Source organism: Citrobacter sp. Cpo061, from assembly GCF_030332845.1.
Taxonomy (GTDB): domain Bacteria; phylum Pseudomonadota; class Gammaproteobacteria; order Enterobacterales; family Enterobacteriaceae; genus Citrobacter; species Citrobacter portucalensis.
Genome location: NZ_JAOWHB010000054.1, coordinates 610,386 through 636,118, shown reverse-complemented (window position 1 = coordinate 636,118; position 25,733 = coordinate 610,386). Strand labels below are relative to the sequence as shown.

The following is a 25,733-nucleotide window of genomic DNA, read 5'->3' as shown; positions in this document are numbered from 1 at the left end:
GACGCCCGCCATAAACTGCCAGGCATTAATTTAGTGAAGAAGCCCATCCTGACGGATGGGCTTTTTTGCGTCTGTGCGGGATGAAAACCGCCGGATGCGGCGTACCGCCTTATCCGGCCTACAAAAGCCCGTCAGTGAATGCGTTTCAGTAGGCCTGATAAGCGTAGCGCATCAGGCAACGCGGCGGTACATTGCCGGATGCGGCGTGCCGCCTTATCCGGCCTACAGGAGCCGGGCTGAACGTATTTTGTAGGCCTGATAAGCGCAGCGCATCAGGCAACGCGGCGGTACATTGCCGGATGCGGCGTATCGCCTTATCCGGCCTACAGAGGCAGGGCTGAATGTATTTTGTAGGCCTGATAAGCGCAGCGCATCAGGCAACGCGGCGGTACATTGCCGGATACGGCGTAACAGCCTTAATCGACCACTGTCTAGAACTACTACACGGATCTCTCCCTCGAACATATCTGAATCCTTTCTCTGCTAATTAAAATCGTGATCTTTACCGCACAATAAGATATAACAATTATATAACATTCTGTTCACCAAAAAACACACAACCATCATTGATAAATTCACGCGATTGTTGGCAGGGGTACAATTCTAATGGCTGATAGTAGTGTAACTGAGAACGGGGCGCTGGCAGACGGCGATACCCGTCGTCGTATATGGGCGATTGTCGGAGCATCATCAGGGAATCTGGTCGAATGGTTTGATTTCTATATCTATTCATTCTGCTCTCTTTATTTTGCTCATATCTTTTTTCCATCAGGAAATACCACCACACAACTCTTACAAACCGCTGGCGTTTTTGCCGCTGGCTTCTTGATGCGACCAATTGGAGGCTGGCTGTTTGGCCGTATCGCGGATAAGCACGGGCGTAAAAAGTCCATGTTGCTGTCCGTTTGTATGATGTGCATGGGATCGTTGGTGATCGCTTGTCTACCGGGATATGAAACTATCGGTACCTGGGCCCCAGCGCTATTACTGCTGGCAAGGCTATTCCAGGGGTTATCTGTAGGTGGTGAATACGGAACCAGCGCGACCTATATGAGTGAAGTCGCCGTTGAAGGTAAGAAAGGTTTTTATGCTTCATTCCAGTACGTAACGTTAATCGGCGGACAGTTACTGGCATTACTGGTTGTGGTCATATTACAGCACACGTTAGAAGACTCTGCGCTCAGAGAGTGGGGTTGGCGTATTCCATTTGCGTTGGGCGCCGTGCTGGCTATTGTTGCGCTATGGCTGCGTCGCCAACTGGATGAAACCTCGAAACAGGATGTTCGCGCGCTGAAAGAAGCGGGTTCCCTGAAAGGTCTGTGGCGTAATCGCAAAGCTTTTGTCATGGTGCTTGGTTTTACCGCCGCGGGTTCGTTGTGTTTTTACACGTTCACAACCTATATGCAGAAGTACTTGGTTAACACAGCCGGTATGCATGCCAACGTAGCCAGCGGGATTATGACGGCGGCACTGTGTGTGTTCATGCTGGTACAACCGTTGTTTGGCGCCTTGTCTGATAAAATTGGCCGACGTACTTCAATGCTGTGTTTTGGCGCGTTGGCCGCGATTTTCACCGTTCCCATTCTGACAGCATTGCAAAGCGTAACATCCCCGTATATGGCGTTTGCTCTGGTGATGTGTGCTCTGTTAATCGTCAGTTTCTATACGTCAATTAGCGGTATTCTGAAGGCCGAAATGTTCCCGGCACAGGTACGCGCTCTTGGGGTCGGCTTATCTTATGCGGTGGCCAATGCGCTGTTTGGCGGTTCAGCCGAATATGTCGCGTTGTCCCTGAAGTCTGTCGGTATGGAAACGACATTCTTCTGGTACGTCACTGCGCTGGCAGTAGTTGCGTTTTTAGTATCGCTAATGCTGCATGGGAAAGGGAAAGGTCTGCGCCTCTAGTAATGTGCCAGTTGCCAGACCGCATAGCCGGTAGATGCGCCTGCAACATCCCAGGCGAAGTCCTTCCAGCTCCAGCCGCTCCCTGCGGGACGGCTGTCCCATAGCTCTTTTGACGCACCCAGGCTGACTGAGAACATCAGGCCGATAGCCGCACTGCGATCGCGGCTGTTGCCCTGATGTTGGGCATATTCATTGCCGGCTGCGGCAAGCATGGCGGAGGCGATGAAGTGTTGAGCTTTGTCTTGCCCGCTCCACTGGTCGTTAGCCATATGGCTGCAGCCCGAAATGGCAAGGATACTGGTAAGAATGAACAGGCGCACCGTTGCCTCCATATGAAAAACCCCGTCACTGGACGGGGTCTTGATTACAGAATACGGCTAATTAATCTGTCGATACGAATACGGCGTAGTCGACGGATGAGCTTACGCACTTTGACTGGATAGTCAGCAATGCTTTGCAGGTCGCGATAGTGCTTAACGACGGTAGTATGCGTACGGATAAGCTCCAGCTCTTTATCGCGCTGAGGGGTGAGCTCTTGCTTAGGATCGTGGATAAGGATGGCGTTTTCCAGATCCAGACGCCAGGCACGAGGGTTAAGGTTGTTGCCGGTGAGCAGCATCCATTTATCATCAACCCACATACCTTTCAGATGATAGGTATTGTCATCATCTTTCCATAAGCGCACGACCAACTGGTCGGTATTCACGTAATACTGCAATCTGCTCAAGAAACGGCGCAGATTTATTTCATACAGATAAGGCAGCGCACCGATGATCTTGAATGGCTCATCTTCCGGGATGAAAAAGTCGTTGGCGGTTTTATCACCGACAATGATTTCGACCTTTTTCCCTTCACGCAGCAGTTGAATGATATTGCGCACCAGTATGGCGGGAAGGTTGAAATAAGGGGTACAGATTGTAAGCTTGTGCTCCGCGCAGGGCATAAGATGGAAAATGGTCTTATTTAACAGACTGGATTTCCCAAGGCCCACCAGAGGCGTAACCGAAAGCTGTTCGTTATCAGCATCACCCTGAAAATGGAATGACGCATCGCGCAGTTCCTGACGGTACAGGCGGATGTCGTTTTTAATTTCTGGGCTTTTAGGGCGGTTGATATCATCAAGACGGTTAACGCCGCGACCGTTCATCAGGTTTTGCGTCACCCAATCGAACATGATATCGGCCATTTGCGCGTTGCGAATCAACTGATAACGGTCATAGCGATATTTATCATGCTGATGCAGGTAAACATCGTTCAGACTGGCCCCACTGTACAGGACGCTGTCATCAATGATAAAGCCTTTGAAATGCAGGACGCCAAGCGCTTCGCGGGTGTTAATCGGAACGCCATAGACAGGAATATCGATACCAGGGTTTTCTTGCGCCATTCGGCAATACCAGTCAGCATTGGTATTGGATGCCGCAGCACCAATACGACCGCGCTGGGCTCGGTGCCAGTCGACAAGCACCCGGACATCCAGTTCAGGACGCTGCCGTTTTGCCGCATAGAGAGCGTCAAGTATGCCTTTACCACCGTCATCCTGTTCCAGGTACAGCGCAATAATGCAGATCCGTCGCGTCGCGCTGGCTATTTTTTCCAGCAGAGTCTCCCTGAAATTAGCGGGAGCATAAAAGAAATCTACATCATCAACTGACTGAGAAATCTTGGGTAGTTGGGCAAGGTGTTGTTGATGTTTATTACGCTTAAATTTTGACAACATCACAGTGCATTTCTTCTCTGTTCATTGAAGGGTCCTCTGTGCTATGCAGACGACATAAGCGGGCAATGATACCACCAGTACCCATTAATGTGGTCAACATTTCCAGTACCTTACTCACGATTCCTCACATTGGGCCAGATCAAGCGTTAGCCCAACAATTCCCTCTTCGAGCTGGACGTCAACAACAAACCCGAGTTTTCGGGCCAGGGCGACCATCCCACGATTGTTCGGCATCGTAATACCATTCAAACGTATAAGTCCGTGATCTCGAGTATAGGCAATTAATTTTTCCATCAATCGGCGACCCAGTCCAAGCCCTTTGAGATCGGAACGAACCAGTACGGCAAACTCAGCGTCTACGTTATCAGGATCCGAGATTGCTCGCGTTACGCCGAGGATCTCTTCGTGATTATCTTTACAACGCACCGCAACAAAGGCCATTTCCCGATCGTAGTCGATCTGCGTCATATTGGCTAAATCTTCGTGGGTAAATTCGTTGATCTCACTGAAATAGCGATAATAAAGATCTTCTTTTGTCACCTGAGAAATGAACTGCTGAAGATGAGGTTCATCCTCCGGCAAAATGGGGCGGAACAGACAGCGCTCGCCGTTCTTCAACTCCACCCACTCTTCAAGCTGATGAGGGTAGGGACGTACAGCCAGTCTGCTTTCGTTATCTCCCGTGAAAGGGGCAATATCCAGCGTAACGTCCAGCGCGGTAAATTCTCCGGCCGAGGCCAGCAGCGGATGAATATCCAGACGCTGAATTTCCGGGCAATCGACGATCAGGTTGGAGACCTGCACCAGAAGTTGGCTCAACCCGGCGATATCCAAAGGGCGCAGTGCGCTGCGCGCGCGGATCTTTTTATTTTTGATCCCCTGGATCACCAGATAACGCGCCAGATTCATGTTCAATGGCGGCAATGCCACCACGGCTTGCTCTTCCGGTCGCCACTCAACACCACCTTCACCCAGCATAATCAACGGGCCAAATACCGGGTCGTGTTCAACGACAACGCGAAGCTCCTGAGCGCCGGCGCGATTCGCCATACTTTGCACTAATAAGCCGTGAATGCGTGCCTGCGGCCAGGCCATTTTTACCCGATCGAAAATTGCATTGGCGGCCTGCTGCACTTCAGTGGCTGTACGCAGGTAGAGCATCACCCCCTGAACTTCTGATTTATGCGGAATATCAGGAGAACGCAGCTTGAGCGCCACCGGGTAGCCGATTTGCTCCGCGATGTGTACGGCTTCCGCGCTGTCGCTGGCGATCCACGTTGGCAGCGTGTGTAAGCCATAAGCCTGTAAAATCGGCTGCACTTCATGGGTATCAAGCGATGTCGCTCCTTCAGCAATCGCACGCTGTAACAGATTATGCGCTTCGGCGGTGTTGGAGGTCAGGCTGTCAGGCAGCGCAGGCGTTTCTCGTAGCTGCTTCTGGTTTCGCCGATACTCCACCATATGCATAAATGCGGTGATGGTACCTTCCGGCGTGCGGTAGGTGGGCAGTCCGGCTTCGCTAAACAGTCTGCGGGCTTCCTGAGAGGAAAACTCTCCGCACCAGTTGGTCAGCAACGAGACGAATTTTCCTCGGGGGTGATGCTTTACCGCTTCAATCAATGCCAGTGCGCTTTCGGTTCCGGGAGCGGCTGCGCTGGGTGAATGAATCACCATCAGCGCGTCGAAATCCTGGCTGGCGAGCAAAATATCCAGCGTCTTAACGTAGTGTTCGCTGCTGGCGTCATCACGCAGATCCAGCGGGTTGGCGATATCAACATGTTCAGGCAATGCATCGCGTAATTTCTGGCAGGTGTCTTCACTCAACGTCGCCAACTTGCCATTTTTTGACCACAGTTCATCTAATGCCAGTGCGGCAGGCGCGGCCCCATTGCTGATGATCATCAGCCTGTCGCCACGTAGTGGACGCATGTGGCTCAGGGTTTCGACCGCCGAAAACAGCTCGTGAGTGTCTTGCACGCGTAATAAACCGGCACGCTGAATAGCGGCATCCCACGCAGGGTCCATCCCGGCGCTGGTATGCAGTAAACGCTGCGCCGCTGGACTACGACCGCTCTTAATCACCAAAATAGGTTTATTGCGCGAGGCGCTGCGGGCGGCGGAAACAAAGCGTCGGGCATCACTTAAATGCTCGAGATACAGCAATATCGCGCTGGTTTTGCTGTCGCGCGCCAGGTAATCCAGCAGCTCATCAACGTCGATATCCAGGCTATCACCCAGCGCGATAAAGTAAGAAAAGCCCATTTCTCTCTGCTGTGCCCAGTCGAGTATGGTGTTGGATACGGCAGCGGATTGAGAGATAAAAGCCAGCTTGCCGCGCTTAATCGGGACGGGGGAAAAGCTGGCGTTAAGCCCTTGCCAGGGCGCGAGAAGTCCCAGGCTGTTGGGGCCCAGCAAACGTATGTTGTAGCGTGATGCGCAGGCCAGCAGCTCTGCGTGCTGCGCCGCGGGAGCTGAGAGAATAATGCAGGTTTTACAGCCTTTCTCGCCAAGCGCTTCGAGTAACGCCAGGTTACGGCTGGCATTGGTGCACAACACGGCGAGATCCGGGCTAAAGGGCAGGCTGTTGATATTGGGCCATGCCAGTACGCCCAGCACCGCTTTCCATGCGGGCGTCACCGGTAAAACAGGTCCATTGAAACCGCCGGCAAGCAGGTTACGCATCATCAGGTAACCCGCGCGATTAGGCTTCATTGACGCCCCAATCACCGCAATGGATTTCGGTCGCAGTAGTGCTTCCAGACCACGCTGACTCATATCGGCTTCCTTAATGACACCAGTGACCGAATGATTTTAAACGTTTTCTGATGAATCTGCTGTGACGCTTCCCTGATGTTGAGTTTTTCCTGCCAGGTAGCGGGTTTTAAAGCGAGTGAAATGATCGCTTAACCCTTCTGCGGCTTGCGTATCTCCCGCCAGATCCAACAAGGCGATGGCCACTTCAGCAGTGCAATATTGCCCTTCAGCGTGAACGCCACGCAGGTGGTAAGCAGAAAGGCGTGATAAATCAACGGAGATCACCGGTAGGTTATCGAGGTACGGGCTTTTGCGGAACATTTTACGCGCCTCAGGCCAGGTACCGTCGAGCATGATAAACAATGGTGGCTTACCGGCTGGTGGCGTGAAAATCACTTCACGCTCTTCACCCGCATAGGAGGCCGGGAATACAACCATCGGCTGGTAATCCGGATTTTTCACCAGTTCCAGCAGCGCCTGCGGCGGCTCGGTGCGTGACCACTGAAAAGCCGTGGTATCGGGCAGAATATCAGCAATCAAACGCCCCGTGTTGCTGGGCTTCATCGGCTCGGTATCAAACATCACCAGACAAAAGCGACTTTTTGCCTCAGAGGGTGCCAGCGTTGCGCACAAGCAGAGTTTCTGCGGCAGCAGGCAGCGCTGACAGCGGCGAACGCGATTACCTCGGGCAAGGAAAGGACGCGTGGCGCGCGCGAGGCGCTCTGCGCGTAACTGAAGAACAGCGTTATCGGTCATGGGGAAACACGTTGAAAAACGCTATTGTCGCAGAGGTGAAAACGGGGCACAAGATGCGCCCCGTAGAGATTATAATGATTCGTTAAGCCAGCTATCAAATGGGGCTTTTGGTACAGCGCCGTTAAGCATGTCGACAATTTCCCCTTTTTTGAAAATCATAATGGTCGGAATACTGCGGATACCGAAACGGGCGCTGAGTTCACGCTCGGCTTCCGTATTCACTTTAACAAAACGCACTTTACCGCTACGCTCTTCCGCGACATCTTCAAAAATCGGGGCGAAGTTACGACATGGACCACACCAGGGGGCCCAAAAGTCAACGACCACCGGGAGATCGTCTTTTAACAGTTTATCCAGTGTCTCACCGGTCGCATTGATCACCTCCCCATCAAACAGGTCGTGACCACAGCGTCCGCATTTAGCCGCTTCCTGGACACGATCGTCGGGGATGCGGTTGATAGCCTGGCAGCTGGTACAAACGGTATTCATAACTAACCTCTGGATGAGTGGAGTGGACTTCACGGCAGGAACGCCAGTATGTTTCTATTATGTTACATATTATCGGGGAGTCTGTTCTAAACAACAATGCGTTTTATTCAATGAGTACAATAGTCCTTAGCTTTTAAATGAAATAATGGCTAACGACGTGCACATCGGGTAATCTGCGCGCTTCGCGCAGAGCAGGTGGAGAAAAACATGAGCGACGAACTGAAGAACAAAAACGGCAAGGTCAAAGTGATGTACGTCCGCAGTGACGATGACTCGGATAAACGCACCCAAAATCCACGTACTGGTAAAGGCGGCGGTCGCCCCGGTACTTCCCGAGCCGAAGGCGGTCGTCGCCCTGCCCGTGATGACCGAAAGGGTCCGAACAGCGAACGCGGTCGTGAACGTGGTCGTGACCGCGATGTAGAACGTGACCGCAGACGTGAAGATTCACCGTGGCGTACCGTGTCCCGCGTACCGAATGATGACGCAGCGGATAAAGCCGATCACGGCGGTATTAGCGGTAAGAGCTTTATCGATCCTGAAGTATTACGCCGTCAGCGTGCGGAAGAAACCCGCGTTTACGGTGAGAATGCCTGTCAGGCTCTGTTCCAGAGTCGTCCGGACGCCATCGTCCGCGCCTGGTTTGTTCAGAGCGTAACCCCGCGCTTTAAAGAAGCATTACGCTGGATGGCGGCAAACCGAAAAGCCTATCACGTGGTTGACGAAGCCGAGCTGGCGAAAGCCTCTGGCACTGAACACCATGGTGGCGTCTGTTTCCTGATCAAAAAACGTAACGGTACTACCGTTAAGCAGTGGGTCGGTCAGGCAGGGGCGCAGGATTGCGTGCTGGCACTGGAAGATATCGCTAACCCGCATAACCTGGGCGGCATGATGCGTAGCTGCGCGCACTTCGGTGTGAAAGGCGTAGTGGTTCAGGATGCGGCGCTGCTGGAATCAGGTGCGGCCATCCGTACCGCTGAAGGCGGAGCTGAGCACGTTCAGCCGATTACCGGCGACAGCATTGTTGATGTGCTGGACGACTTCCGCCAGGCGGGTTACACGGTTGTGATGACCTCAAGCGCGAAAGGCAAACCGCTGTTTACTACCACGCTGCCGGAAAAAATGGTGCTGGTATTAGGGCGTGAGCGTGAAGCTCTGCCAGAAGCAGCATGCTCAGCCGACGATCTGTGCATAGCGATTGACGGCACTGGCAAGGTAGAAACGCTCAACGTTTCTGTGGCAACAGGCGTGCTGCTCGCGGAGTGGTGGCGTCAAAACAAAGCCTGATAATAAAAATGCCAGCGAATCGCTGGCATTTTTTTACTCGCTTTCTGCGGGTAATACCGGCATCCAGTCAATTGGCTTTTCACCTCGTTGTTCCAGCCATTCATTCGCCAGTACAAAGTGATTGCAGCCAAAGAAACCGCGATGCGCAGAGAGCGGTGATGGGTGGGGCGCTTTCAACACATGGTGACGCTGCGTATCAATAATCGCGCCTTTCTTCTGTGCGTGAGAACCCCAGAGCAGGAAAACCACACCTTCCCGATGTTGGTTAATCAGACTGATGACTTTATCGGTAAATGTTTCCCACCCAAGGCTGGCGTGAGAATGTGCCTGGCCGGCGCGGACGGTGAGTACGGTGTTGAGTAACAGTACCCCCTGGCGTGCCCAGCTTTCCAGATATCCGTGCGTTGGGCGCGTGAAGCCTGGAATCGTTGCCTCCAGCTCTTTGTACATGTTCAGCAACGAGGGTGGGGTGGCAATGCCGGGGCGAACAGAGAACGCGAGACCGTGTGCCTGGCCTGGACCGTGGTAAGGATCCTGACCCAGGATGACGACTTTCACGTCACCAAGCTCGGTAAAGCGAAAAGCGTTAAACACATCTTTTTGCGGCGGATAAATTGTCATTCCCGATTGACGCTCGCCGGCAACAGTATGCAGCGTGTTAACAAAATAAGGCTGCTGTTTCTCTTCAGCCAGCACATCGTGCCAGGTTAATTCGGTGGCCATCTCGCTCTCCTGCGAATTTTCAATCCCCCTAGCTTAACTGCTTCTTTCGACGTCGCAAAATTCTGTACGTTACTCAATGGTCTACCCCTTAAAGATAGTTGAAAATTTATGTAAAAAGTTTAGCTGCGCACATGGCGTAAGTTGATGTAAAACAATAAAATCCACCTATCACCACTTTCCATGTGTGGTTTTTGTTGATTTAAATCAAAGATTCAAGGGTGTGTGAGGGGTATATATACACTCAAGCAACAATGGTTTTACCAATTGGCCGGATGACGGCCAACCGAGATCAAATAATTTTGCCGGGGAGGCATCAAATGATTACAGGTATCCAGATTACTAAAGCTGCAAACGACGACCTGCTGAACTCTTTCTGGCTGCTGGACAGCGAAAAAGGCGAAGCACGCTGCATCGTTGCGAAAGCAGGTTTCAATGCTGATGAAGTCGTTGCAGTCAGCAAACTGGGCGAAATCGAATACCGTGAAGTACCGGTAGACGTACAGCCGGAAGTCCGCGTGGAAGGTGGTCAGCACCTGAACGTGAACGTTCTGCGTCGCGAAACGCTGGAAGATGCAGTTAAGCATCCGGAAAAATATCCGCAGCTGACCATCCGTGTTTCTGGTTATGCAGTGCGTTTCAACTCTCTGACCCCAGAACAGCAGCGCGACGTTATTGCTCGTACCTTTACTGAGAGCCTGTAAGGCTCACGGGGAATAACCCCGTTTAGCAGAGAATCAAAAAGCGGAAGATGCCAGTGCGTCTTCCGCTTTTTTGCATCTGTTAGTAAAAGATCCTCACCGCGCAATACACCAACAGCAGCGCCAGAATGATATTCAACTGTCGACCGTAACGGCGAAAAACGCGCTGAAAAAGATGGCCCGCCAGCGCCCAGCAGGCATTCCCGAAGGTGCCGATCAGCGCTAACAGAATACTCACCCCAATCAGCCAGTGGGCGTCCTGAGTGTACGGTAATACGAACGTGGATAACGCGGTAATGCCGTACAAAATGATTTTCACGTTAACAAACTGCAAGCCAAAACTTGCCCAGAAGCTAATCGGCTCTGACTGCAATCTATCGTTCGAGGTCGGGCTGGTGGCGATCTTCAGCGCCAGCCACAGGATATAAGCGGCCCCAGCCCAACTAAGCCAATGGATGATGGCTGGATCCATGACCGCCAGTGAAAATGAAATCCCGGCGCACATCAGCATGACGATTAAAAAGCCCAGGCTCATTCCGGCCAGTACGCGTGTACTCTGACGAAAACCGTGTGACGTCGCGGCGCTGAGCGCAAGGATGTTGTTTGGTCCGGGAGTTAGCGCGGTAATCAATGTATAGGTCCAGAATGCACTTAAAAGGGTGGGGGTCACTTGTTATCTCCTTTGTTTTGATAGACAGTACCCGAGACTAAATATTTAAAAAAATGAATGTTTTTGCATTCTGAATTCGATATTTTCGATGGGTTGGTGCGGATGGATTTACGTCGGTTTATTACGCTAAAAACGGTGGTGGAAGAGGGCTCATTTCTGCGGGCATCACAAAAACTGTGCTGTACGCAATCAACGGTTACCTTTCATATTCAACAGCTTGAGCAAGAGCTTTCGGTGCAGTTGTTTGAAAAAATTGGTCGCCGGATGTGTCTCACCAGTGAGGGAAAACGGCTGATGCCGCATATCCATGACCTGACGCGCGTGATGGCATCGATTCGACAGTCGGCACATCAGGGTGCGCAGCCGAGCGGCGATCTACGTGTCGCAACAGGCGAAACGCTGCTGGCGTATAAAATGCCGCAGGTTCTACAGCGATTTAAACAACGTGCGCCCCATGTGCGGCTGTCTTTACAGTCGCTCAACTGTTATGTCATTCGCGATGCATTGCTCAGTGATGATGTTGATCTGGGGGTCTTTTATCGGGTGGGTAATGACGATGCCCTGGAGTTGATGCCGCTTGGCGATCAGTCACTGGCATTAGTTGCTTCGCCACTGCTTCAGCACGTTGATTTTACTCAGCATAACCAGCACATTCCCTGCAGTTTTATCATTAATGAGCCGCAATGTATTTTCAGACAACGCTTCGAGGGGCTACTGCGTAAACGACAGATTACGCTGGAAAATACCATTGAGTTATGGAGCATTGAAAGCATTAAGCAGTGCGTATCGGCAAATCTTGGGATCAGCTTTTTGCCGCATTTTGCCGTCGAGAAAGAGTTACGTTCAGGGGAGTTGATTGAATTACCGTTCAGTGAACAACCTGAGTTAATTACGGCATTGTGTGGTTATCATGCCGGAAAAGTCGTTAGCCCGGCGATGCGGGTGTTTCTTGAGTGCATTGAAGAGAGTTTTGCATCACGTGAAAAAATGCCGGGCTAAATGGCCCGGCATTCGGTTTACTCTTTGTCGGACTGCTGGGTAGCAGCGCCGCTCGGCTTACGACGTTTGCCGATATTTTTGGCGTCGCGGTGACGTTTTTTCACCCGCGGCTTCTCTTTCTCTTTCGCCTTTTTCTCAGCGCGCTTCGCCAGCACTTTCTTGGATGGCTTACCGTTAGATTTCTCACTTGGCGCGCGCGTGGTTGGACGCAGTTCGTCAATGACGCGAGCTTTCAGCGGTTCGTCAATATAGCGGCTCGCTTTGCCGAGCAGCAGGTGGTCGTGCGCTTCAACCAAAGAGATCGCAGTGCCTTTACGGCCAGCACGACCGGTACGGCCAATACGGTGCAAATAGGCATCGCCACTGCGCGGCATGTCGAAGTTAAACACGTGGCTGACGTCAGGAATATCGATCCCGCGAGCGGCAACGTCGGTTGCTACCAGCACGTTCACACGACCATCGGTCAGGCGTTTGATCGCTTCGTTACGTTTGTTCTGCACCATCTCGCCTTCGAGATAGCAGTTATTAATGCCCGCCTGGCGCAGCCAGCCTGCCAGTTCGTGCACACGCTCACGTTTGCGTACGAAGACAATCGAGCGAGTCGCTTCCGGCTGTTTTAACAGGTGGATCAGCATGGCAGTTTTGTGCTCGATGTCATCGGCACGGTAGTAAAACTGATGGATCTTCTTGCGTTCGCGGGTGGACGGATCCGCTGAGACTTCGACCGGGTCTTCCAACAGACGCTCGGCAAAATCTTTAATCGCATCGCCTTCCAGCGTGGCGGAAAACAGCATGGTTTGCTTACGCCAGCGTGTTTCACCGGCGATATGCTCGATGTCCTGGGCAAAGCCCATGTCCAGCATACGGTCTGCTTCATCGAGAATTAGCGTTTCAACCGCATGGCAGTCGAAGTTTTCTTCTTTAATGTATTGCAGCAGACGACCCGTGGTGGCGACCACGATGTCCTGGTTTTCGCTAAAGACTTCCATGTGGTTCATGTAAGCCACGCCGCCGGTAATCGTAGCGATATCCAGATGTGTATTCTTCGCCAGCTCACGAGCGTGTTCGGCAACCTGCATCGCCAGTTCGCGCGTTGGCGTCAGGATTAAAATGCGCGGCGGACCAGATTTCTTGCGCGGGAAGTCGAGCAGGTGCTGCAACGCTGGCAGCAAATATGCCGCCGTTTTACCGGTGCCTGTCGGCGCAGAACCGAGTACATCACGGCCATCGAGCGCAGGCGGAATGGCGGCAGCCTGAATGGCGGTCGGGCGAGTGAAACCTTTTTCCTGGAGGGCATCCAGAAGGCTTTCATCGAGTTCAAGTTCGGAAAAAGTCGTTACAGTCATGTTCTACCTCTGAGTGGGGCGCTGATTATAGACGTTACGGCTGCAATCTTCATCTGTTTGTATGGATATACCTTCTCAGGTATTGTTTTTATCCTATGTTATCGTTTTTTTTCCAGGAAGGTTGTTCTTCATGCCCCAGTCTACATCCGTACTGAGACGTAATGGATTTACTTTTAAGCAGTTTTTTGTGGCACACGATCGCTGTGCAATGAAAGTCGGAACAGACGGCATTTTATTGGGGGCCTGGGCCCCCGTTGCGGGCGTAAAGCGGATCCTGGATATTGGTACCGGGAGCGGCCTGTTGGCGCTGATGTTGGCCCAGCGCACTGATGAAAACGTCATCATTGACGCCGTGGAGCTTGATGTCGATGCCGCGCAGCAGGCGCAGGAGAACATCGCGCAATCTCCGTGGATGCATCGCGTGAGTGTTCATACAGAGGATGCGCAGCAGTGGATACCGCGTCAGACCGTGCGTTTTGATTTGATAATCAGCAACCCTCCCTATTATGAACAGGGCGTGGAATGTGCTACACCGCAGCGCGAGCAGGCGCGCTATACCACCACGCTCGATCACCAGGCGTTGCTTACGCTGGCGGCGGACAGCATTACGGAAGAAGGTTTTTTTTGTGTCGTGCTGCCGGAACAGATTGGGAACGCGTTTACCCAGCAGGCATTAAGTATGGGCTGGCATCTGCGATTACGTACGGATGTAGCAGAAACGGAAGCCCGACTACCGCATCGGGTATTGCTGGCATTCTCCCCGCAGGCCGGGGAGTGCTTTAGCGACAGGCTGGTGATTCGTGGGCCAGACCAACGTTACTCTGAAGGTTACACGGCGCTGACCCAGGCGTTTTACCTGTTTATGTGATGACTTAGCGGCGAGAGAATGGACGGGCCGGCTTCTGGAAGCTGCTCTGGGTAATCCAGCGTGTAGTGCAGGCCCCGACTCTCTTTGCGCATCATTGCGCAGCGGACAATCAGCTCGGCAACCTGTACCAGATTGCGCAGTTCCAACAAATTGTTCGACACGCGGAAATGGGCGTAATACTCGTCGATTTCCTGTTGCAGCATGGTGATACGGCGCAGAGCGCGCTCCAGGCGCTTGGTCGTACGCACAATACCGACGTAATCCCACATAAACAGCCGCAGCTCATGCCAGTTATGCTGGATAACAACCAACTCATCCGGATTTTCTACCCGGCTTTCATCCCAGCCCGGGAGCGTGCTAACGCCGCGAGCATAAGGCATGCGCCTGTCGATATCTTCAGCCGCGGACCAGCCATAAACCAGACACTCCAGCAATGAGTTCGATGCCATCCGGTTGGCGCCATGCAGGCCGGTGTAACTCACTTCGCCGATCGCATACAGCCCGTCGACATCGGTACGGCCAAAGTCATCCACCATCACACCGCCGCAGGTATAGTGCGCGGCAGGCACGATGGGAACCGGCTCTTTGGTTAAATCAATGCCCAATCCCAGCAACTTTTCATAAATCATCGGGAAATGCTGACGAACAAATTCTTCCGGCTTATGGCTGATATCGAGGAACATGCAATCTGCACCAAGGCGCTTCATTTCATGATCAATGGCGCGGGCGACAATATCGCGGGGAGCCAATTCGCCACGTTCGTCAAAATCGGGCATAAAGCGTGAATCGTCCGGGCGCTTCAGGTGCGCGCCTTCGCCGCGCAGCGCTTCGGTCAGCAGAAAATTGCGCGCCTGTGGATGATACAGCGCTGTCGGGTGAAACTGGTTAAACTCCAGGTTGGCGACGCGGCATCCTGCGCGCCAGGCCATTGCAATCCCGTCACCCGAGGAAATATCCGGATTGGTGGTGTATTGATACACCTTTGACGCGCCGCCGGTGGCCAACACTACCGACTTCGCATGGCAGGTTTCGACGGCTTCTTTATTACGATTCCAGATCCATGCGCCGACAACCCGACGCGTTCCCGGCAGACCGATTTTATCGGAGACAATCAGGTCGACGGCGTTGCTACGCTCAAGAACCCGGATATTGGGGTGATTTTGTGCCTGGCTGACGAGGGTGGTTTCGACTTCTTTGCCGGTAGCATCCGCAGCGTGCAGGATGCGTCGATGGCTGTGACCGCCTTCACGGGTCAGGTGATAGCTCTCTTCGCCGTTAGGCTGAACCTGTGTATCGAATAAGACGCCCTGATCGATAAGCCATTGAACGCAGGTGCGAGCATTGCTGGCGACAAATTCAACCGCATGGCGATCGCACAGCCCGGCCCCGGCAATCAGCGTATCTTCAACGTGGGAGTCGATACTGTCGGTTTCATCGAAAACCGCGGCAATACCCCCCTGGGCATAAAATGTCGAGCCTTCGCTGACCGGCCCTTTGCTCAGGACAATAACCTGATGTTTTTCAGCCAGGCGCAGCGCCAGTGAGAGTCCGGCAGCCCCGCTGCCAATGATCAGCACGTCACAGGATAATTCAGGAGTCGTATTCATGATGTTTGTTTAATTTACTAAACAGTGTTTGGTCACCATAGCACCACATTGCGCGATACTGCACGTTTTATTTTTAAATGTGTTGCAATGACTAAACATGAAGGAAAAGCATGATGAGGGCGAAATAGGCAAAAATATTTTGTGAAGCAGGCCGTTAGCATCAGATTATGTGATGAAATAAAGTGCCCGTTGGGTTACTCTGCAAGCGGTGAAATGGGCATTTCTGTACAGATAGTGCGTTGATCGGGTTATGTAGACTTATAATGAGAGATAAGACCTGTCTACAACATGACAAACAAAAAACAATGCGTAACGGAACTTTACGAAACTTGAGCACTCTAAGCATTTGCTTGCTCATAGTGAAGCTGATGGAGTGGCGTTTCGAAAGCGCGTGGAAATTTGGTTTGGGGAGACTTTACCTCGGATGAGCGAGCAGTTAACGGACCAGGTCCTGGTAGAACGGGTCCAGAAGGGAGATCAGAAAGCCTTTAACCTACTGGTAGTGCGCTATCAGCATAAGGTGGCGAGTCTGGTTTCTCGCTATGTACCGTCGGGTGATGTACCCGATGTAGTACAAGAAGCATTTATCAAAGCCTATCGTGCGCTGGACTCGTTCCGGGGAGATAGTGCTTTTTATACCTGGCTGTATCGTATTGCAGTCAATACAGCGAAGAATTACCTGGTCGCTCAGGGGCGTCGTCCACCTTCCAGTGATATTGATGCGATTGAAGCAGAAAATTACGAAAGTGGCGGTGCGCTGAAAGAAATTTCGAACCCTGAGAACTTAATGTTGTCAGAAGAACTGAGACAGATAGTTTTCCGAACTATTGAGTCCCTCCCGGAAGATTTACGCATGGCAATAACCTTGCGGGAGCTGGATGGCCTGAGCTATGAAGAGATAGCCGCTATCATGGATTGTCCGGTAGGTACGGTGCGTTCACGTATCTTCCGAGCGAGGGAAGCTATTGATAATAAAGTTCAACCGCTTATCAGGCGTTGACGATAGCGGGATACTGGAAAAGGTATTAGGCATGCAGAAAGAGAAACTTTCCGCTTTAATGGATGGCGAAACGCTGGATACTGAGTTACTCAAAGAGCTAACTCACGACCCGGAAATGCAAAAAACCTGGGAGAGTTATCACCTGATTCGCGATTCCATGCGAGGTGATACCGCCGACGTTCTCCATTTCGATATTTCCGCCCGCGTAATGGCCGCCATCCAGGATGAGCCAGTACGCCAGACGGCGCCATTGATTCCTGAGGCCCAGCCAGCACCGCACCAGTGGCAGAAAATGCCATTCTGGAAGAAAATGCGTCCGTGGGCCGCGCAGCTTACCCAAATGGGTGTGGCCGCGTGCGTATCACTTGCAGTTATCGTTGGCGTCCAGCACTATAATGGACAATCTGAAACGTCCCAGCAGCCCGAAACACCGGTATTTAATACATTACCGATGATGGGTAAAGCCAGTCCGGTAAGCCTGGGTGTACCTTCTGACGCGACGGCCAGCGGCGGTCAACAACAGCAGGTACAGGAGCAGCGTCGTCGTATTAATGCCATGTTGCAGGATTACGAATTGCAACGTCGACTGCACTCTGAACAGCTTCAGTTTGAGCAGGCCCAAACACAGCAAGCCGCTGTGCAGGTGCCAGGAATTCAAACTTTAGGAACGCAATCGCAGTAATGAAGCAACTTTGGTTTGCCATGTCACTTGTGGCTGGTAGCCTGTTCTTCTCTGTAAACGCCTCGGCCAATCCTGCGTCCGGGGCGTTGTTGCAGCAGATGAATCTGGCCAGCCAGTCGCTAACCTATGAGCTGTCATTTGTCAGCATCAATAAGCAGGGTGTTGAATCCCTACGTTATCGTCATGCCCGCCAGGATAACCGTCCACTCGCGCAACTATTACAAATGGATGGACCGCGCCGGGAAGTTGTGCAACGCGGCAACGAAATTAGCTATTTTGAGCCTGGTCTCGAACCGTTCACGCTGAACGGCGATTATATCGTTGACTCTCTGCCATCCCTGATTTACACCGACTTCAAACGCCTTGCTCCCTACTATGATTTTATCTCAGTAGGCCGCACCCGTATTGCCGATCGGCTCTGTGAAGTGATCCGCGTTGTGGCGCGTGACGGCACCCGTTACAGCTATATCGTTTGGATGGACACGGAGACCAAACTGCCGATGCGTGTCGATCTCCTCGATCGTGATGGCGAAACGCTGGAACAGTTCCGTGTAATCTCCTTTACCGTGAATAACGGTGTTAGCGACAGCATGCAGACGTTAGCAAAAGCGAATTTACCACCGTTGCTGTCGGTTCCTGCGGGTGAGAAAACCAACTTCAACTGGAGTCCGTCGTGGTTGCCACAAGGTTTCAGTGAGGTCTCAAGCAGTCGACGTCCGCTGCCGACGATGGATAACATGCCGATTGAATCACGCCTTTATTCTGATGGCCTGTTTAGTTTCTCCGTGAACGTAAACCGTGCGACGCAGAACAGCGCCGATCAACTGCTGCGTACCGGCCGTAGAACAGTCAGCACCAGCGTGCGTGATAATGCGGAAATTACGATTGTGGGCGAGCTTCCACCACAAACGGCGAAGCGTATCGCGGACAATATCAAGTTCAGGGCAGCACAATGATTAAAGAGTGGGCGACGGTCGTCTCCTGGCATAATGGTCTGGCGACGGTCAGCTGCGATGTTAAAGCATCATGTAGCAGCTGTGCTTCCCGGGCCGGATGCGGGAGCCGCGTGCTGAACAAACTGGGACCACAGACCACACACACCATCGTGGTGCCCTGCGACGAACCCTTGACCCCAGGTCAAAAAGTTGAACTGGGCATTGCCGAAGGTAGCCTGTTGGGATCGGCGATGCTGGTCTACATGTCTCCGTTGGCGGGGCTGTTTCTTTTCGCAGCGCTGTTCCAGGTGCTGTTTGGTTCCGATCTTGCGGCATTAAGCGGCGCAGTGCTGGGGGGCGTGGGCGGATTCCTGATTGCTCGTGGATACTCTCGTAAGCTTGCTGAACGCGAAGCCTGGCAGCCGGTCATTCTGAACGTTGCTCTCCCACCCGATCTTATTCGCGTCGAAACCCAGCAGTGATATCTTTGCCTGATGGCGTTGCGCTTATCAGGCCTACAGCGTGCTCAGATGCAGGCGTAGGCCGGATAAGGCGTTTATGCCGCCATCCGGCAAAAGTTTCACCGACTTTGCAAGGTTGTTTCCAGTTCCCGCTATCCTTGCTCTATGAACGTTTCCTCGCCTCAGCGTTGTAGTGTAGAATGCGGCGTTTCACTTAAACAGACGTTAAGCTCAGATCAGCGACTTCTCAGAGCCTGCTCCGGCGGGCGTAAGGCACAATAATTACACTATATGAAGAACATACGTAACTTTTCAATCATAGCTCACATCGACCACGGTAAATCGACGCTGTCTGACCGTATTATCCAGATCTGCGGTGGCCTGTCTGACCGTGAAATGGAAGCGCAGGTTCTCGACTCGATGGATCTTGAGCGTGAGCGCGGTATTACTATCAAAGCGCAAAGCGTGACGCTCGATTTCAAAGCATCTGATGGTGAAACCTATCAGCTTAACTTTATCGACACCCCGGGCCACGTTGACTTCTCGTATGAAGTTTCCCGCTCGCTTGCTGCCTGTGAAGGCGCATTGCTGGTGGTTGATGCCGGACAGGGCGTAGAAGCGCAGACCCTGGCTAACTGCTATACCGCCATGGAAATGGATCTGGAAGTGGTACCGGTACTGAATAAAATTGACCTGCCAGCCGCCGATCCTGAACGCGTAGCGGAAGAGATCGAAGATATCGTTGGTATCGATGCGACGGATGCCGTTCGCTGCTCGGCGAAAACCGGCGTTGGCGTCACTGACGTTCTTGAACGTCTGGTACGCGATATTCCGCCGCCGGAAGGCGATCCGGAAGGCCCTTTACAGGCGCTGATCATCGACTCCTGGTTCGATAACTACCTTGGCGTGGTGTCACTGGTGCGTATTAAAAACGGCACTATGCGTAAAGGCGACAAAATTAAAGTAATGAGCACTGGTCAGGTCTATAACGCCGACCGTCTGGGCATCTTCACGCCAAAACAGGTTGACCGTACCGAGCTGAAATGCGGCGAGGTAGGTTGGTTGGTTTGTGCGATTAAAGACATCCTCGGCGCACCGGTTGGTGATACCCTGACACAGGCGCGTAACCCGGCAGACAAACCGCTGCCTGGCTTTAAAAAAGTGAAGCCGCAGGTTTACGCCGGTCTGTTCCCGGTGAGCTCTGACGACTACGAAAACTTCCGTGACGCGCTTGGCAAGCTGAGCCTGAACGACGCCTCCCTGTTCTACGAACCGGAAAGCTCTACCGCGCTGGGCTTCGGCTTCCGTTGTGGCTTCCTTGGTCTGCTGCACATGGAGATCATTCAGGAACGTCTGGAGCGTGAATACGATCTGGATCTGATCACCACCGCGCCGACCGTAGTCTACGAAGTCGAAACCACGGCGAAGGAGACTATTTACGTCGATAGCCCGTCCAAGCTGCCGCCGCTGAACAACATCTACGAACTACGTGAGCCGATCGCTGAGTGTCACATGCTGCTGCCGCAGGCTTACCTTGGCAACGTCATCACCCTGTGTATCGAGAAGCGTGGCGTCCAGACCAACATGGTTTACCACGGTAACCAGGTGGCGCTGACGTATGAGATTCCAATGGCGGAAGTCGTACTCGATTTCTTCGACCGTCTGAAGTCGACCTCTCGCGGCTACGCGTCGCTGGACTATAACTTCAAACGCTTCCAGGCGTCTGACATGGTGCGTGTTGATGTCCTTATCAACAACGAACGTGTCGATGCGCTGGCGCTGATTACCCACCGCGACAACTCCCAGAGCCGTGGCCGTGAACTGGTTGAGAAGATGAAAGATCTGATCCCTCGCCAGCAGTTTGATATCGCGATCCAGGCGGCCATTGGTACGCACATCATCGCGCGTTCAACGGTTAAGCAGTTGCGTAAAAACGTTCTGGCGAAATGCTACGGTGGCGATATCAGCCGTAAGAAAAAGCTGCTGCAAAAACAGAAAGAGGGTAAAAAGCGCATGAAGCAGATCGGTAACGTCGAACTGCCGCAGGAAGCGTTCCTCGCCATTCTGCATGTCGGTAAAGACAGCAAATAATCTTAAGGAGTTGGCATGGCGAACATGTTTGCCCTGATTCTGGTGATTGCCACACTGGTGACGGGCATTTTATGGTGCGTAGATAAATTCATCTTCGCGCCAAAGCGCCGGGAGCGTCAGGCAGCAGCGCAAGCTGCTGCAGGTGATTCACTGGATAAAGCTACGCTGAAAAAAGTGGCACCTAAGCCAGGCTGGCTGGAAACCGGGGCGTCCGTTTTCCCGGTACTGGCGATTGTGCTGGTGGTGCGTTCATTTATCTATGAACCATTCCAGATCCCGTCAGGTTCGATGATGCCGACGCTGCTTATCGGTGACTTTATCCTGGTGGAGAAATTCGCCTACGGGATTAAAGATCCAATTTACCAGAAAACGTTGATCGAAACCGGTCATCCGAAACGCGGTGATATCGTGGTGTTTAAATACCCGGAAGATCCGCGTCTGGACTACATTAAACGTGCTGTCGGTTTACCGGGAGACAAAGTAACGTACGATCCAGTGGCGAAAGAGGTGACTATTCAGCCAGAATGCCGTTCCGGCCAGGCGTGTGAAAACGCGCTGCCGGTAACGTACTCTGATGTTCAGCCAAGTGATTTTGTACAGACCTTTGCTCGTCGTAACGGCGGTGAAGCGACCAGCGGCTTCTTTGAAGTTCCGCTGAACGAAACGAAAGAGAACGGTATTCGCCTTTCTGAGCGTAAAGAAACGCTGGGTGAGGTTACGCACCGCATTCTGACCGTGCCGATTGCGCAGGATCAGGTGGGGATGTATTACCGTCAACCTGGTCAGCCGTTGGCAACCTGGATCGTTCCGCCGGGACACTACTTCATGATGGGTGATAACCGTGATAACAGCGCGGACAGCCGTTACTGGGGATTTGTACCGGAAGCGAATCTGGTTGGTAAAGCGACCGCTATCTGGATGAGTTTCGATAAGCAAGAAGGTGAATGGCCGACCGGTGTGCGTTTAAGCCGTATTGGTGGCATTCACTAATCACCGATAATTGTTCACGTTGTCGTCATTACGGCGGCAGCGTGAATTATTTCTCGGATAAATTCCCGCAGACTAACGACATCCCTTGTCGTTGTGTATAGAATATTCCCCCGAAGTTTTAGGTTGGCACCGACAGGTTGCCACGGCACACGAAACAGCGTTGGTTTGTATACAAAAGCATGCAGGCGAAGCCGGATGGCTCAGCGAAATGCGTATATCAGGTCTGTTTCGTGTGCTGAATTGTTGACGCATTCATTTATTGGTATCGCATGAACCCCATCGTAATTAATCGGCTTCAACGGAAGCTGGGCTACACTTTTAATCATCAGGAGCTGTTGCAGCAGGCATTAACTCACCGGAGCGCCAGCAGCAAACATAACGAGCGTTTAGAATTTTTAGGCGACTCTATTTTGAGCTTTGTTATCGCTAATGCGCTGTATCACCGTTTCCCGCGTGTGGATGAAGGTGATATGAGCCGCATGCGCGCGACGCTGGTTCGCGGCAATACGCTGGCTGAATTAGCCCGTGAGTTTGACCTCGGTGAATGTTTACGTTTGGGGCCAGGTGAGCTGAAAAGCGGCGGCTTCCGTCGTGAATCAATCCTGGCGGATACCGTTGAAGCTTTGATCGGCGGCGTCTTCCTCGACAGCGATATTCAAACCGTTGAGCAATTGATCCTGAACTGGTATCAAACTCGTCTGGATGAAATTAGCCCAGGCGACAAACAAAAAGATCCGAAAACGCGCCTGCAGGAATATTTGCAGGGCCGCCACCTGCCTCTGCCGTCTTATTTGGTTGTACAGGTCCGTGGTGAAGCACACGATCAAGAATTTACTATCCACTGCCAGGTCAGCGGCCTGAGTGAACCGGTGGTTGGCACAGGTTCGAGCCGTCGTAAGGCTGAGCAGGCTGCCGCCGAACAGGCGTTGAAAAAACTGGAGCTGGAATGAGCGAAGAGAAAACCTACTGCGGATTTATTGCTATCGTCGGTCGCCCGAACGTCGGCAAATCCACCCTGTTGAATAATCTGCTTGGGCAGAAGATTTCTATTACCTCACGTAAGGCTCAGACAACACGTCACCGTATTGTTGGCATCCATACCGAAGGCGCGTATCAGGCGATTTATGTTGATACCCCGGGTCTGCATATGGAAGAAAAACGGGCTATTAACCGCTTGATGAACAAAGCGGCGAGCAGCTCTATCGGTGATGTTGAACTGGTTATTTTCGTTGTTGAAGGCACCCGCTGGACGCCGGACGACGAAATGGTGCTCAACAAGCTGCGTGATGGCAAAACCCCGGTTATTCTGGCCGTCAACAAAGTCGACAACGTTCAGGAAAAAGCCGATCTGCTGCCGCACCTGCAGTTCCTGGCAAGCCAGATGAACTTCCTTGATATCGTACCGATTTCTGCCGAAACCGGCTTGAATGTCGATACCGTTGCGGGCATCGTGCGTAAGCATTTGCCGGAAGCTATTCATCACTTCCCGGAAGATTACATCACCGACCGTTCTCAGCGCTTTATGGCCTCTGAAATCATCCGTGAAAAGCTGATGCGTTTTCTGGGTGCTGAACTGCCGTACTCCGTTACCGTGGAGATTGAGCGTTTTATCTCTAACGAGCGCGGTGGCTACGACATCAACGGTCTGATCCTCGTTGAACGTGAAGGGCAGAAGAAGATGGTTATTGGCAACAAAGGGGCCAAGATTAAAACCATCGGCATCGAAGCGCGTAAAGACATGCAGGAGATGTTCGAAGCGCCCGTTCACCTCGAACTGTGGGTGAAAGTGAAATCCGGCTGGGCCGATGACGAACGCGCGCTGCGTAGCCTCGGTTACGGCGACGACGTCTAAACACATCCTCTGAAACACGGCGAGTATATGGAAGGATGGCAACGCGCTTTTGTCCTGCATAGTCGCCCCTGGAGCGAAACCAGTCTCGTGCTGGACGTCTTCACGGAAGAGTCGGGTCGCGTGCGCCTTGTGGCTAAAGGCGCACGTTCCAAACGCTCCAATCTTAAAGGCGCACTCCAGCCTTTTACCCCGTTGTTGCTTCGCTTTGGTGGACGTGGCGAGGTCAAAACCTTGCGCAGCGCCGAAGCCGTTTCTCTGGCACTCCCCCTTAGCGGAATCACGCTGTACAGCGGCTTGTATATTAACGAGCTTATCTCGCGCGTACTCGAATACGAAACCCGCTTTTCTGCACTCTTTTTCGATTACCTGAACTGTATTCAGGCGCTGGCTGGCGCGACGGGTTCGCCAGAACCTGCATTGCGTCGCTTTGAGCTGGCCTTACTTGGTCATCTGGGGTATGGCGTCGATTTTACCCACTGTGCGGGCAGCGGCGAGCCGGTAGACGACACCATGACCTATCGCTACCGGGAAGAAAAAGGGTTTATCGCAAGCGTAGTGATTGATAACGCCACCTTTACCGGACGCCATCTGAAAGCACTCGAATCGCGGGAATTTCCGGATGCTGATACGCTTCGCGCCGCGAAACGCTTTACCCGCATGGCGTTAAAGCCGTATCTTGGTGGTAAGCCCTTAAAGAGCCGCGAATTATTCCGGCAGTTTATGCCGAAGCGAAAATAAAAAACGAGGATTGTCATGGCCGAATTACTGTTAGGCGTCAACATTGACCACATTGCCACTTTACGTAATGCACGCGGTACCGCATATCCGGACCCGGTTCAGGCAGCGTTTATCGTTGAACAGGCGGGCGCGGACGGTATTACCGTACACCTGCGTGAAGACCGTCGTCATATCACTGACCGTGACGTACGTATTTTGCGCCAGACGCTGGATACACGCATGAATCTGGAAATGGCAGTCACCGAAGAGATGCTGTCGATTGCCGTTGAGACTAAGCCGCATTTTTGCTGCCTGGTGCCGGAAAAGCGTCAGGAAGTTACCACTGAAGGTGGGCTGGACGTCGCCGGTCAGCGTGACAAGATGCGCGATGCCTGCAAACGCCTGGCGGACGCAGGCATTCTGGTTTCGCTGTTTATCGATGCCGATGAAGAGCAGATTAAGGCCGCTTCGGAAGTTGGCGCACCGTTTATTGAAATTCACACTGGCTGTTACGCCGATGCGAAAACCGACGCAGAACAGGCCAGCGAACTGGCGCGTATCGCCAAAGCGGCAACCTATGCTGCAAGTCTTGGCCTGAAGGTGAATGCGGGTCACGGTCTGACGTATCACAACGTTAAAGCTATCGCTCGGATCCCGGAAATGCACGAGCTGAACATTGGCCATGCCATTATTGGACGTGCGGTGATGAGCGGCCTGAAAGAGGCCGTAGTAGAAATGAAGCGCCTGATGCTGGAAGCGCGTGGCTAATGGCGATTCTGGGATTAGGTACGGATATCGTGGAGATTGCCCGCATCGAAGCGGTGATCTCCCGTTCCGGCGACCGCCTGGCAAGACGTGTGCTCAGCGACAACGAATGGGCAATCTGGGAAACGCATCAGCAGCCGGTGCGTTTTCTGGCGAAGCGTTTTGCAGTCAAAGAGGCGGCAGCAAAAGCCTTTGGCACGGGTATTCGCAATGGGCTGGCATTTAATCAGTTTGAAGTCTTTAACGACGAACTTGGTAAGCCGCGTTTGCGATTATGGGGAGAGGCGTTAAAACTGGCGGAAAAACTCGGCGTTGCGCACATGCATGTGACGCTGGCCGATGAGCGTCACTACGCCTGCGCCACGGTGATTATCGAAAGTTAGATTCAGGACGATGCCGGATGGCGACGTGTAGTGTC

The 25,733-nt window shown here is 52.6% G+C and carries 26 protein-coding genes; 17 read left to right on the top strand and 9 right to left on the bottom strand.

Annotated features, from left to right (window positions below; translation table 11 throughout):
- Positions 1-606 precede the first annotated feature (606 nt).
- Positions 607-1,905, top strand: coding sequence for an MFS transporter (locus OGX97_RS23180; RefSeq protein ID WP_008785510.1), 1,299 nt, complete (start codon positions 607-609; stop codon positions 1,903-1,905).
- On the opposite strand, the gene OGX97_RS23175 is transcribed toward OGX97_RS23180, so the two are convergent.
- The 5 genes from OGX97_RS23175 to trxC form a co-directional block, all read right to left on the bottom strand.
- Complete coding sequence (locus tag OGX97_RS23175) at positions 1,902-2,237, bottom strand: YfiM family lipoprotein (RefSeq protein WP_153687927.1); 336 nt, start codon at positions 2,235-2,237, stop codon at positions 1,902-1,904. The genes OGX97_RS23180 and OGX97_RS23175 overlap by 4 nt on opposite strands.
- Before the next feature lie 32 nt (positions 2,238-2,269).
- Complete coding sequence (gene pssA / locus OGX97_RS23170; protein WP_003835350.1) at positions 2,270-3,625, bottom strand: CDP-diacylglycerol--serine O-phosphatidyltransferase; 1,356 nt, start codon at positions 3,623-3,625, stop codon at positions 2,270-2,272.
- Positions 3,626-3,739: 114 nt separating this feature from the next.
- On the bottom strand, positions 3,740-6,400 hold the full coding sequence (locus tag OGX97_RS23160) for a bifunctional acetate--CoA ligase family protein/GNAT family N-acetyltransferase (RefSeq protein WP_137377893.1): 2,661 nt from the start codon (positions 6,398-6,400) through the stop codon (positions 3,740-3,742).
- A 36-nt stretch (positions 6,401-6,436) separates the two neighbouring features.
- Positions 6,437-7,135 carry a tRNA-uridine aminocarboxypropyltransferase gene (gene tapT, locus OGX97_RS23155; RefSeq protein ID WP_003835347.1) on the bottom strand — a complete coding sequence of 233 codons (699 nt, stop codon included), beginning with the start codon at positions 7,133-7,135 and terminating at the stop codon, positions 6,437-6,439.
- A gap of 69 nt (positions 7,136-7,204) precedes the next feature.
- Positions 7,205-7,624, bottom strand: a complete 420-nt coding sequence (trxC, locus tag OGX97_RS23150) for a thioredoxin TrxC (RefSeq protein WP_008785506.1) — start codon at positions 7,622-7,624, stop codon at positions 7,205-7,207.
- Positions 7,625-7,831: 207 nt separating this feature from the next.
- On the opposite strand from trxC, the gene OGX97_RS23145 reads away from it, so the two are divergent.
- Complete coding sequence (locus OGX97_RS23145; RefSeq protein ID WP_235126980.1) at positions 7,832-8,911, top strand: tRNA/rRNA methyltransferase; 1,080 nt, start codon at positions 7,832-7,834, stop codon at positions 8,909-8,911.
- Between the two features lie 33 nt (positions 8,912-8,944).
- Here the strand turns inward: OGX97_RS23145 and ung are convergent, their stop codons facing one another.
- Positions 8,945-9,634, bottom strand: coding sequence for a uracil-DNA glycosylase (gene ung / locus OGX97_RS23140; RefSeq protein ID WP_008785504.1), 690 nt, complete (start codon positions 9,632-9,634; stop codon positions 8,945-8,947).
- A 317-nt stretch (positions 9,635-9,951) separates the two neighbouring features.
- On the opposite strand from ung, the gene grcA reads away from it, so the two are divergent.
- A complete protein-coding gene (gene grcA, locus OGX97_RS23135) occupies positions 9,952-10,335 on the top strand; it encodes an autonomous glycyl radical cofactor GrcA (protein WP_003037563.1) in 384 nt (127 codons plus the stop codon).
- Between the two features lie 79 nt (positions 10,336-10,414).
- On the opposite strand, the gene eamB is transcribed toward grcA, so the two are convergent.
- A complete protein-coding gene (gene eamB, locus OGX97_RS23130; RefSeq protein WP_198802835.1) occupies positions 10,415-11,002 on the bottom strand; it encodes a cysteine/O-acetylserine transporter in 588 nt (195 codons plus the stop codon).
- A gap of 102 nt (positions 11,003-11,104) precedes the next feature.
- Here eamB and OGX97_RS23125 point away from each other — a divergent pair, with 102 nt between their 5' ends.
- Positions 11,105-12,001 carry a LysR family transcriptional regulator gene (locus tag OGX97_RS23125; RefSeq protein ID WP_235126981.1) on the top strand — a complete coding sequence of 299 codons (897 nt, stop codon included), beginning with the start codon at positions 11,105-11,107 and terminating at the stop codon, positions 11,999-12,001.
- Between the two features lie 17 nt (positions 12,002-12,018).
- Here the strand turns inward: OGX97_RS23125 and srmB are convergent, their stop codons facing one another.
- Positions 12,019-13,347 (bottom strand): ATP-dependent RNA helicase SrmB, encoded by a 1,329-nt coding sequence (gene srmB, locus OGX97_RS23120; protein WP_003835340.1) that lies wholly within the window; start codon positions 13,345-13,347, stop codon positions 12,019-12,021.
- A 130-nt stretch (positions 13,348-13,477) separates the two neighbouring features.
- Between srmB and trmN the strand changes: the two genes are divergently transcribed.
- Positions 13,478-14,215, top strand: a complete 738-nt coding sequence (gene trmN, locus OGX97_RS23115; RefSeq protein WP_048215761.1) for a tRNA(1)(Val) (adenine(37)-N(6))-methyltransferase TrmN — start codon at positions 13,478-13,480, stop codon at positions 14,213-14,215.
- On the opposite strand, the gene nadB is transcribed toward trmN, so the two are convergent.
- The gene (gene nadB, locus OGX97_RS23110; protein ID WP_286592736.1) at positions 14,200-15,822 is read right to left on the bottom strand and encodes an L-aspartate oxidase; all 1,623 of its coding nucleotides are present in this window, start codon (positions 15,820-15,822) and stop codon (positions 14,200-14,202) included. The two genes, trmN and nadB, sit on opposite strands and share 16 nt — an antisense overlap.
- A gap of 263 nt (positions 15,823-16,085) precedes the next feature.
- On the opposite strand from nadB, the gene rseD reads away from it, so the two are divergent.
- The 12 genes from rseD (at position 16,086) to acpS (ending at position 25,698) form a co-directional block, all read left to right on the top strand.
- On the top strand, positions 16,086-16,250 hold the full coding sequence (gene rseD, locus OGX97_RS23105) for a rpoE leader peptide RseD (RefSeq protein WP_122973798.1): 165 nt from the start codon (positions 16,086-16,088) through the stop codon (positions 16,248-16,250).
- Entirely contained in the window at positions 16,247-16,822 is a 576-nt protein-coding gene (gene rpoE / locus OGX97_RS23100; protein WP_003037573.1) for an RNA polymerase sigma factor RpoE, read from the top strand. The genes rseD and rpoE overlap by 4 nt, the downstream gene beginning before the upstream one ends.
- 31 nt (positions 16,823-16,853) lie before the next feature.
- Positions 16,854-17,504 carry an anti-sigma-E factor RseA gene (rseA, locus tag OGX97_RS23095; RefSeq protein WP_008785497.1) on the top strand — a complete coding sequence of 217 codons (651 nt, stop codon included), beginning with the start codon at positions 16,854-16,856 and terminating at the stop codon, positions 17,502-17,504.
- Positions 17,504-18,460: a sigma-E factor regulatory protein RseB gene (gene rseB, locus OGX97_RS23090; RefSeq protein ID WP_003835334.1), complete on the top strand. Its 957-nt coding sequence runs from the start codon at positions 17,504-17,506 to the stop codon at positions 18,458-18,460. The genes rseA and rseB overlap by 1 nt, the downstream gene beginning before the upstream one ends.
- Positions 18,457-18,921, top strand: a complete 465-nt coding sequence (gene rseC / locus OGX97_RS23085; RefSeq protein ID WP_048225094.1) for a SoxR-reducing system protein RseC — start codon at positions 18,457-18,459, stop codon at positions 18,919-18,921. The genes rseB and rseC overlap by 4 nt, the downstream gene beginning before the upstream one ends.
- A 270-nt stretch (positions 18,922-19,191) precedes the next feature.
- Positions 19,192-20,991: a translation elongation factor 4 gene (gene lepA / locus OGX97_RS23080; RefSeq protein WP_003037577.1), complete on the top strand. Its 1,800-nt coding sequence runs from the start codon at positions 19,192-19,194 to the stop codon at positions 20,989-20,991.
- 15 nt (positions 20,992-21,006) lie between these two features.
- Positions 21,007-21,981: a signal peptidase I gene (gene lepB, locus OGX97_RS23075; RefSeq protein WP_279850706.1), complete on the top strand. Its 975-nt coding sequence runs from the start codon at positions 21,007-21,009 to the stop codon at positions 21,979-21,981.
- Between the two features lie 269 nt (positions 21,982-22,250).
- Positions 22,251-22,931 carry a ribonuclease III gene (rnc, locus tag OGX97_RS23070; RefSeq protein WP_003037579.1) on the top strand — a complete coding sequence of 227 codons (681 nt, stop codon included), beginning with the start codon at positions 22,251-22,253 and terminating at the stop codon, positions 22,929-22,931.
- Positions 22,928-23,833: a GTPase Era gene (gene era / locus OGX97_RS23065; protein WP_279850707.1), complete on the top strand. Its 906-nt coding sequence runs from the start codon at positions 22,928-22,930 to the stop codon at positions 23,831-23,833. The genes rnc and era overlap by 4 nt, the downstream gene beginning before the upstream one ends.
- Positions 23,834-23,860: 27 nt before the next feature.
- The gene (gene recO / locus OGX97_RS23060) at positions 23,861-24,571 is read left to right on the top strand and encodes a DNA repair protein RecO (protein ID WP_008785495.1); all 711 of its coding nucleotides are present in this window, start codon (positions 23,861-23,863) and stop codon (positions 24,569-24,571) included.
- 15 nt (positions 24,572-24,586) lie between these two features.
- Complete coding sequence (gene pdxJ, locus OGX97_RS23055; RefSeq protein WP_048215762.1) at positions 24,587-25,318, top strand: pyridoxine 5'-phosphate synthase; 732 nt, start codon at positions 24,587-24,589, stop codon at positions 25,316-25,318.
- Positions 25,318-25,698: a holo-ACP synthase gene (gene acpS, locus OGX97_RS23050; protein ID WP_003037588.1), complete on the top strand. Its 381-nt coding sequence runs from the start codon at positions 25,318-25,320 to the stop codon at positions 25,696-25,698. Before pdxJ ends, acpS begins: the two co-directional genes overlap by 1 nt.
- Positions 25,699-25,733: the final 35 nt, after the last annotated feature.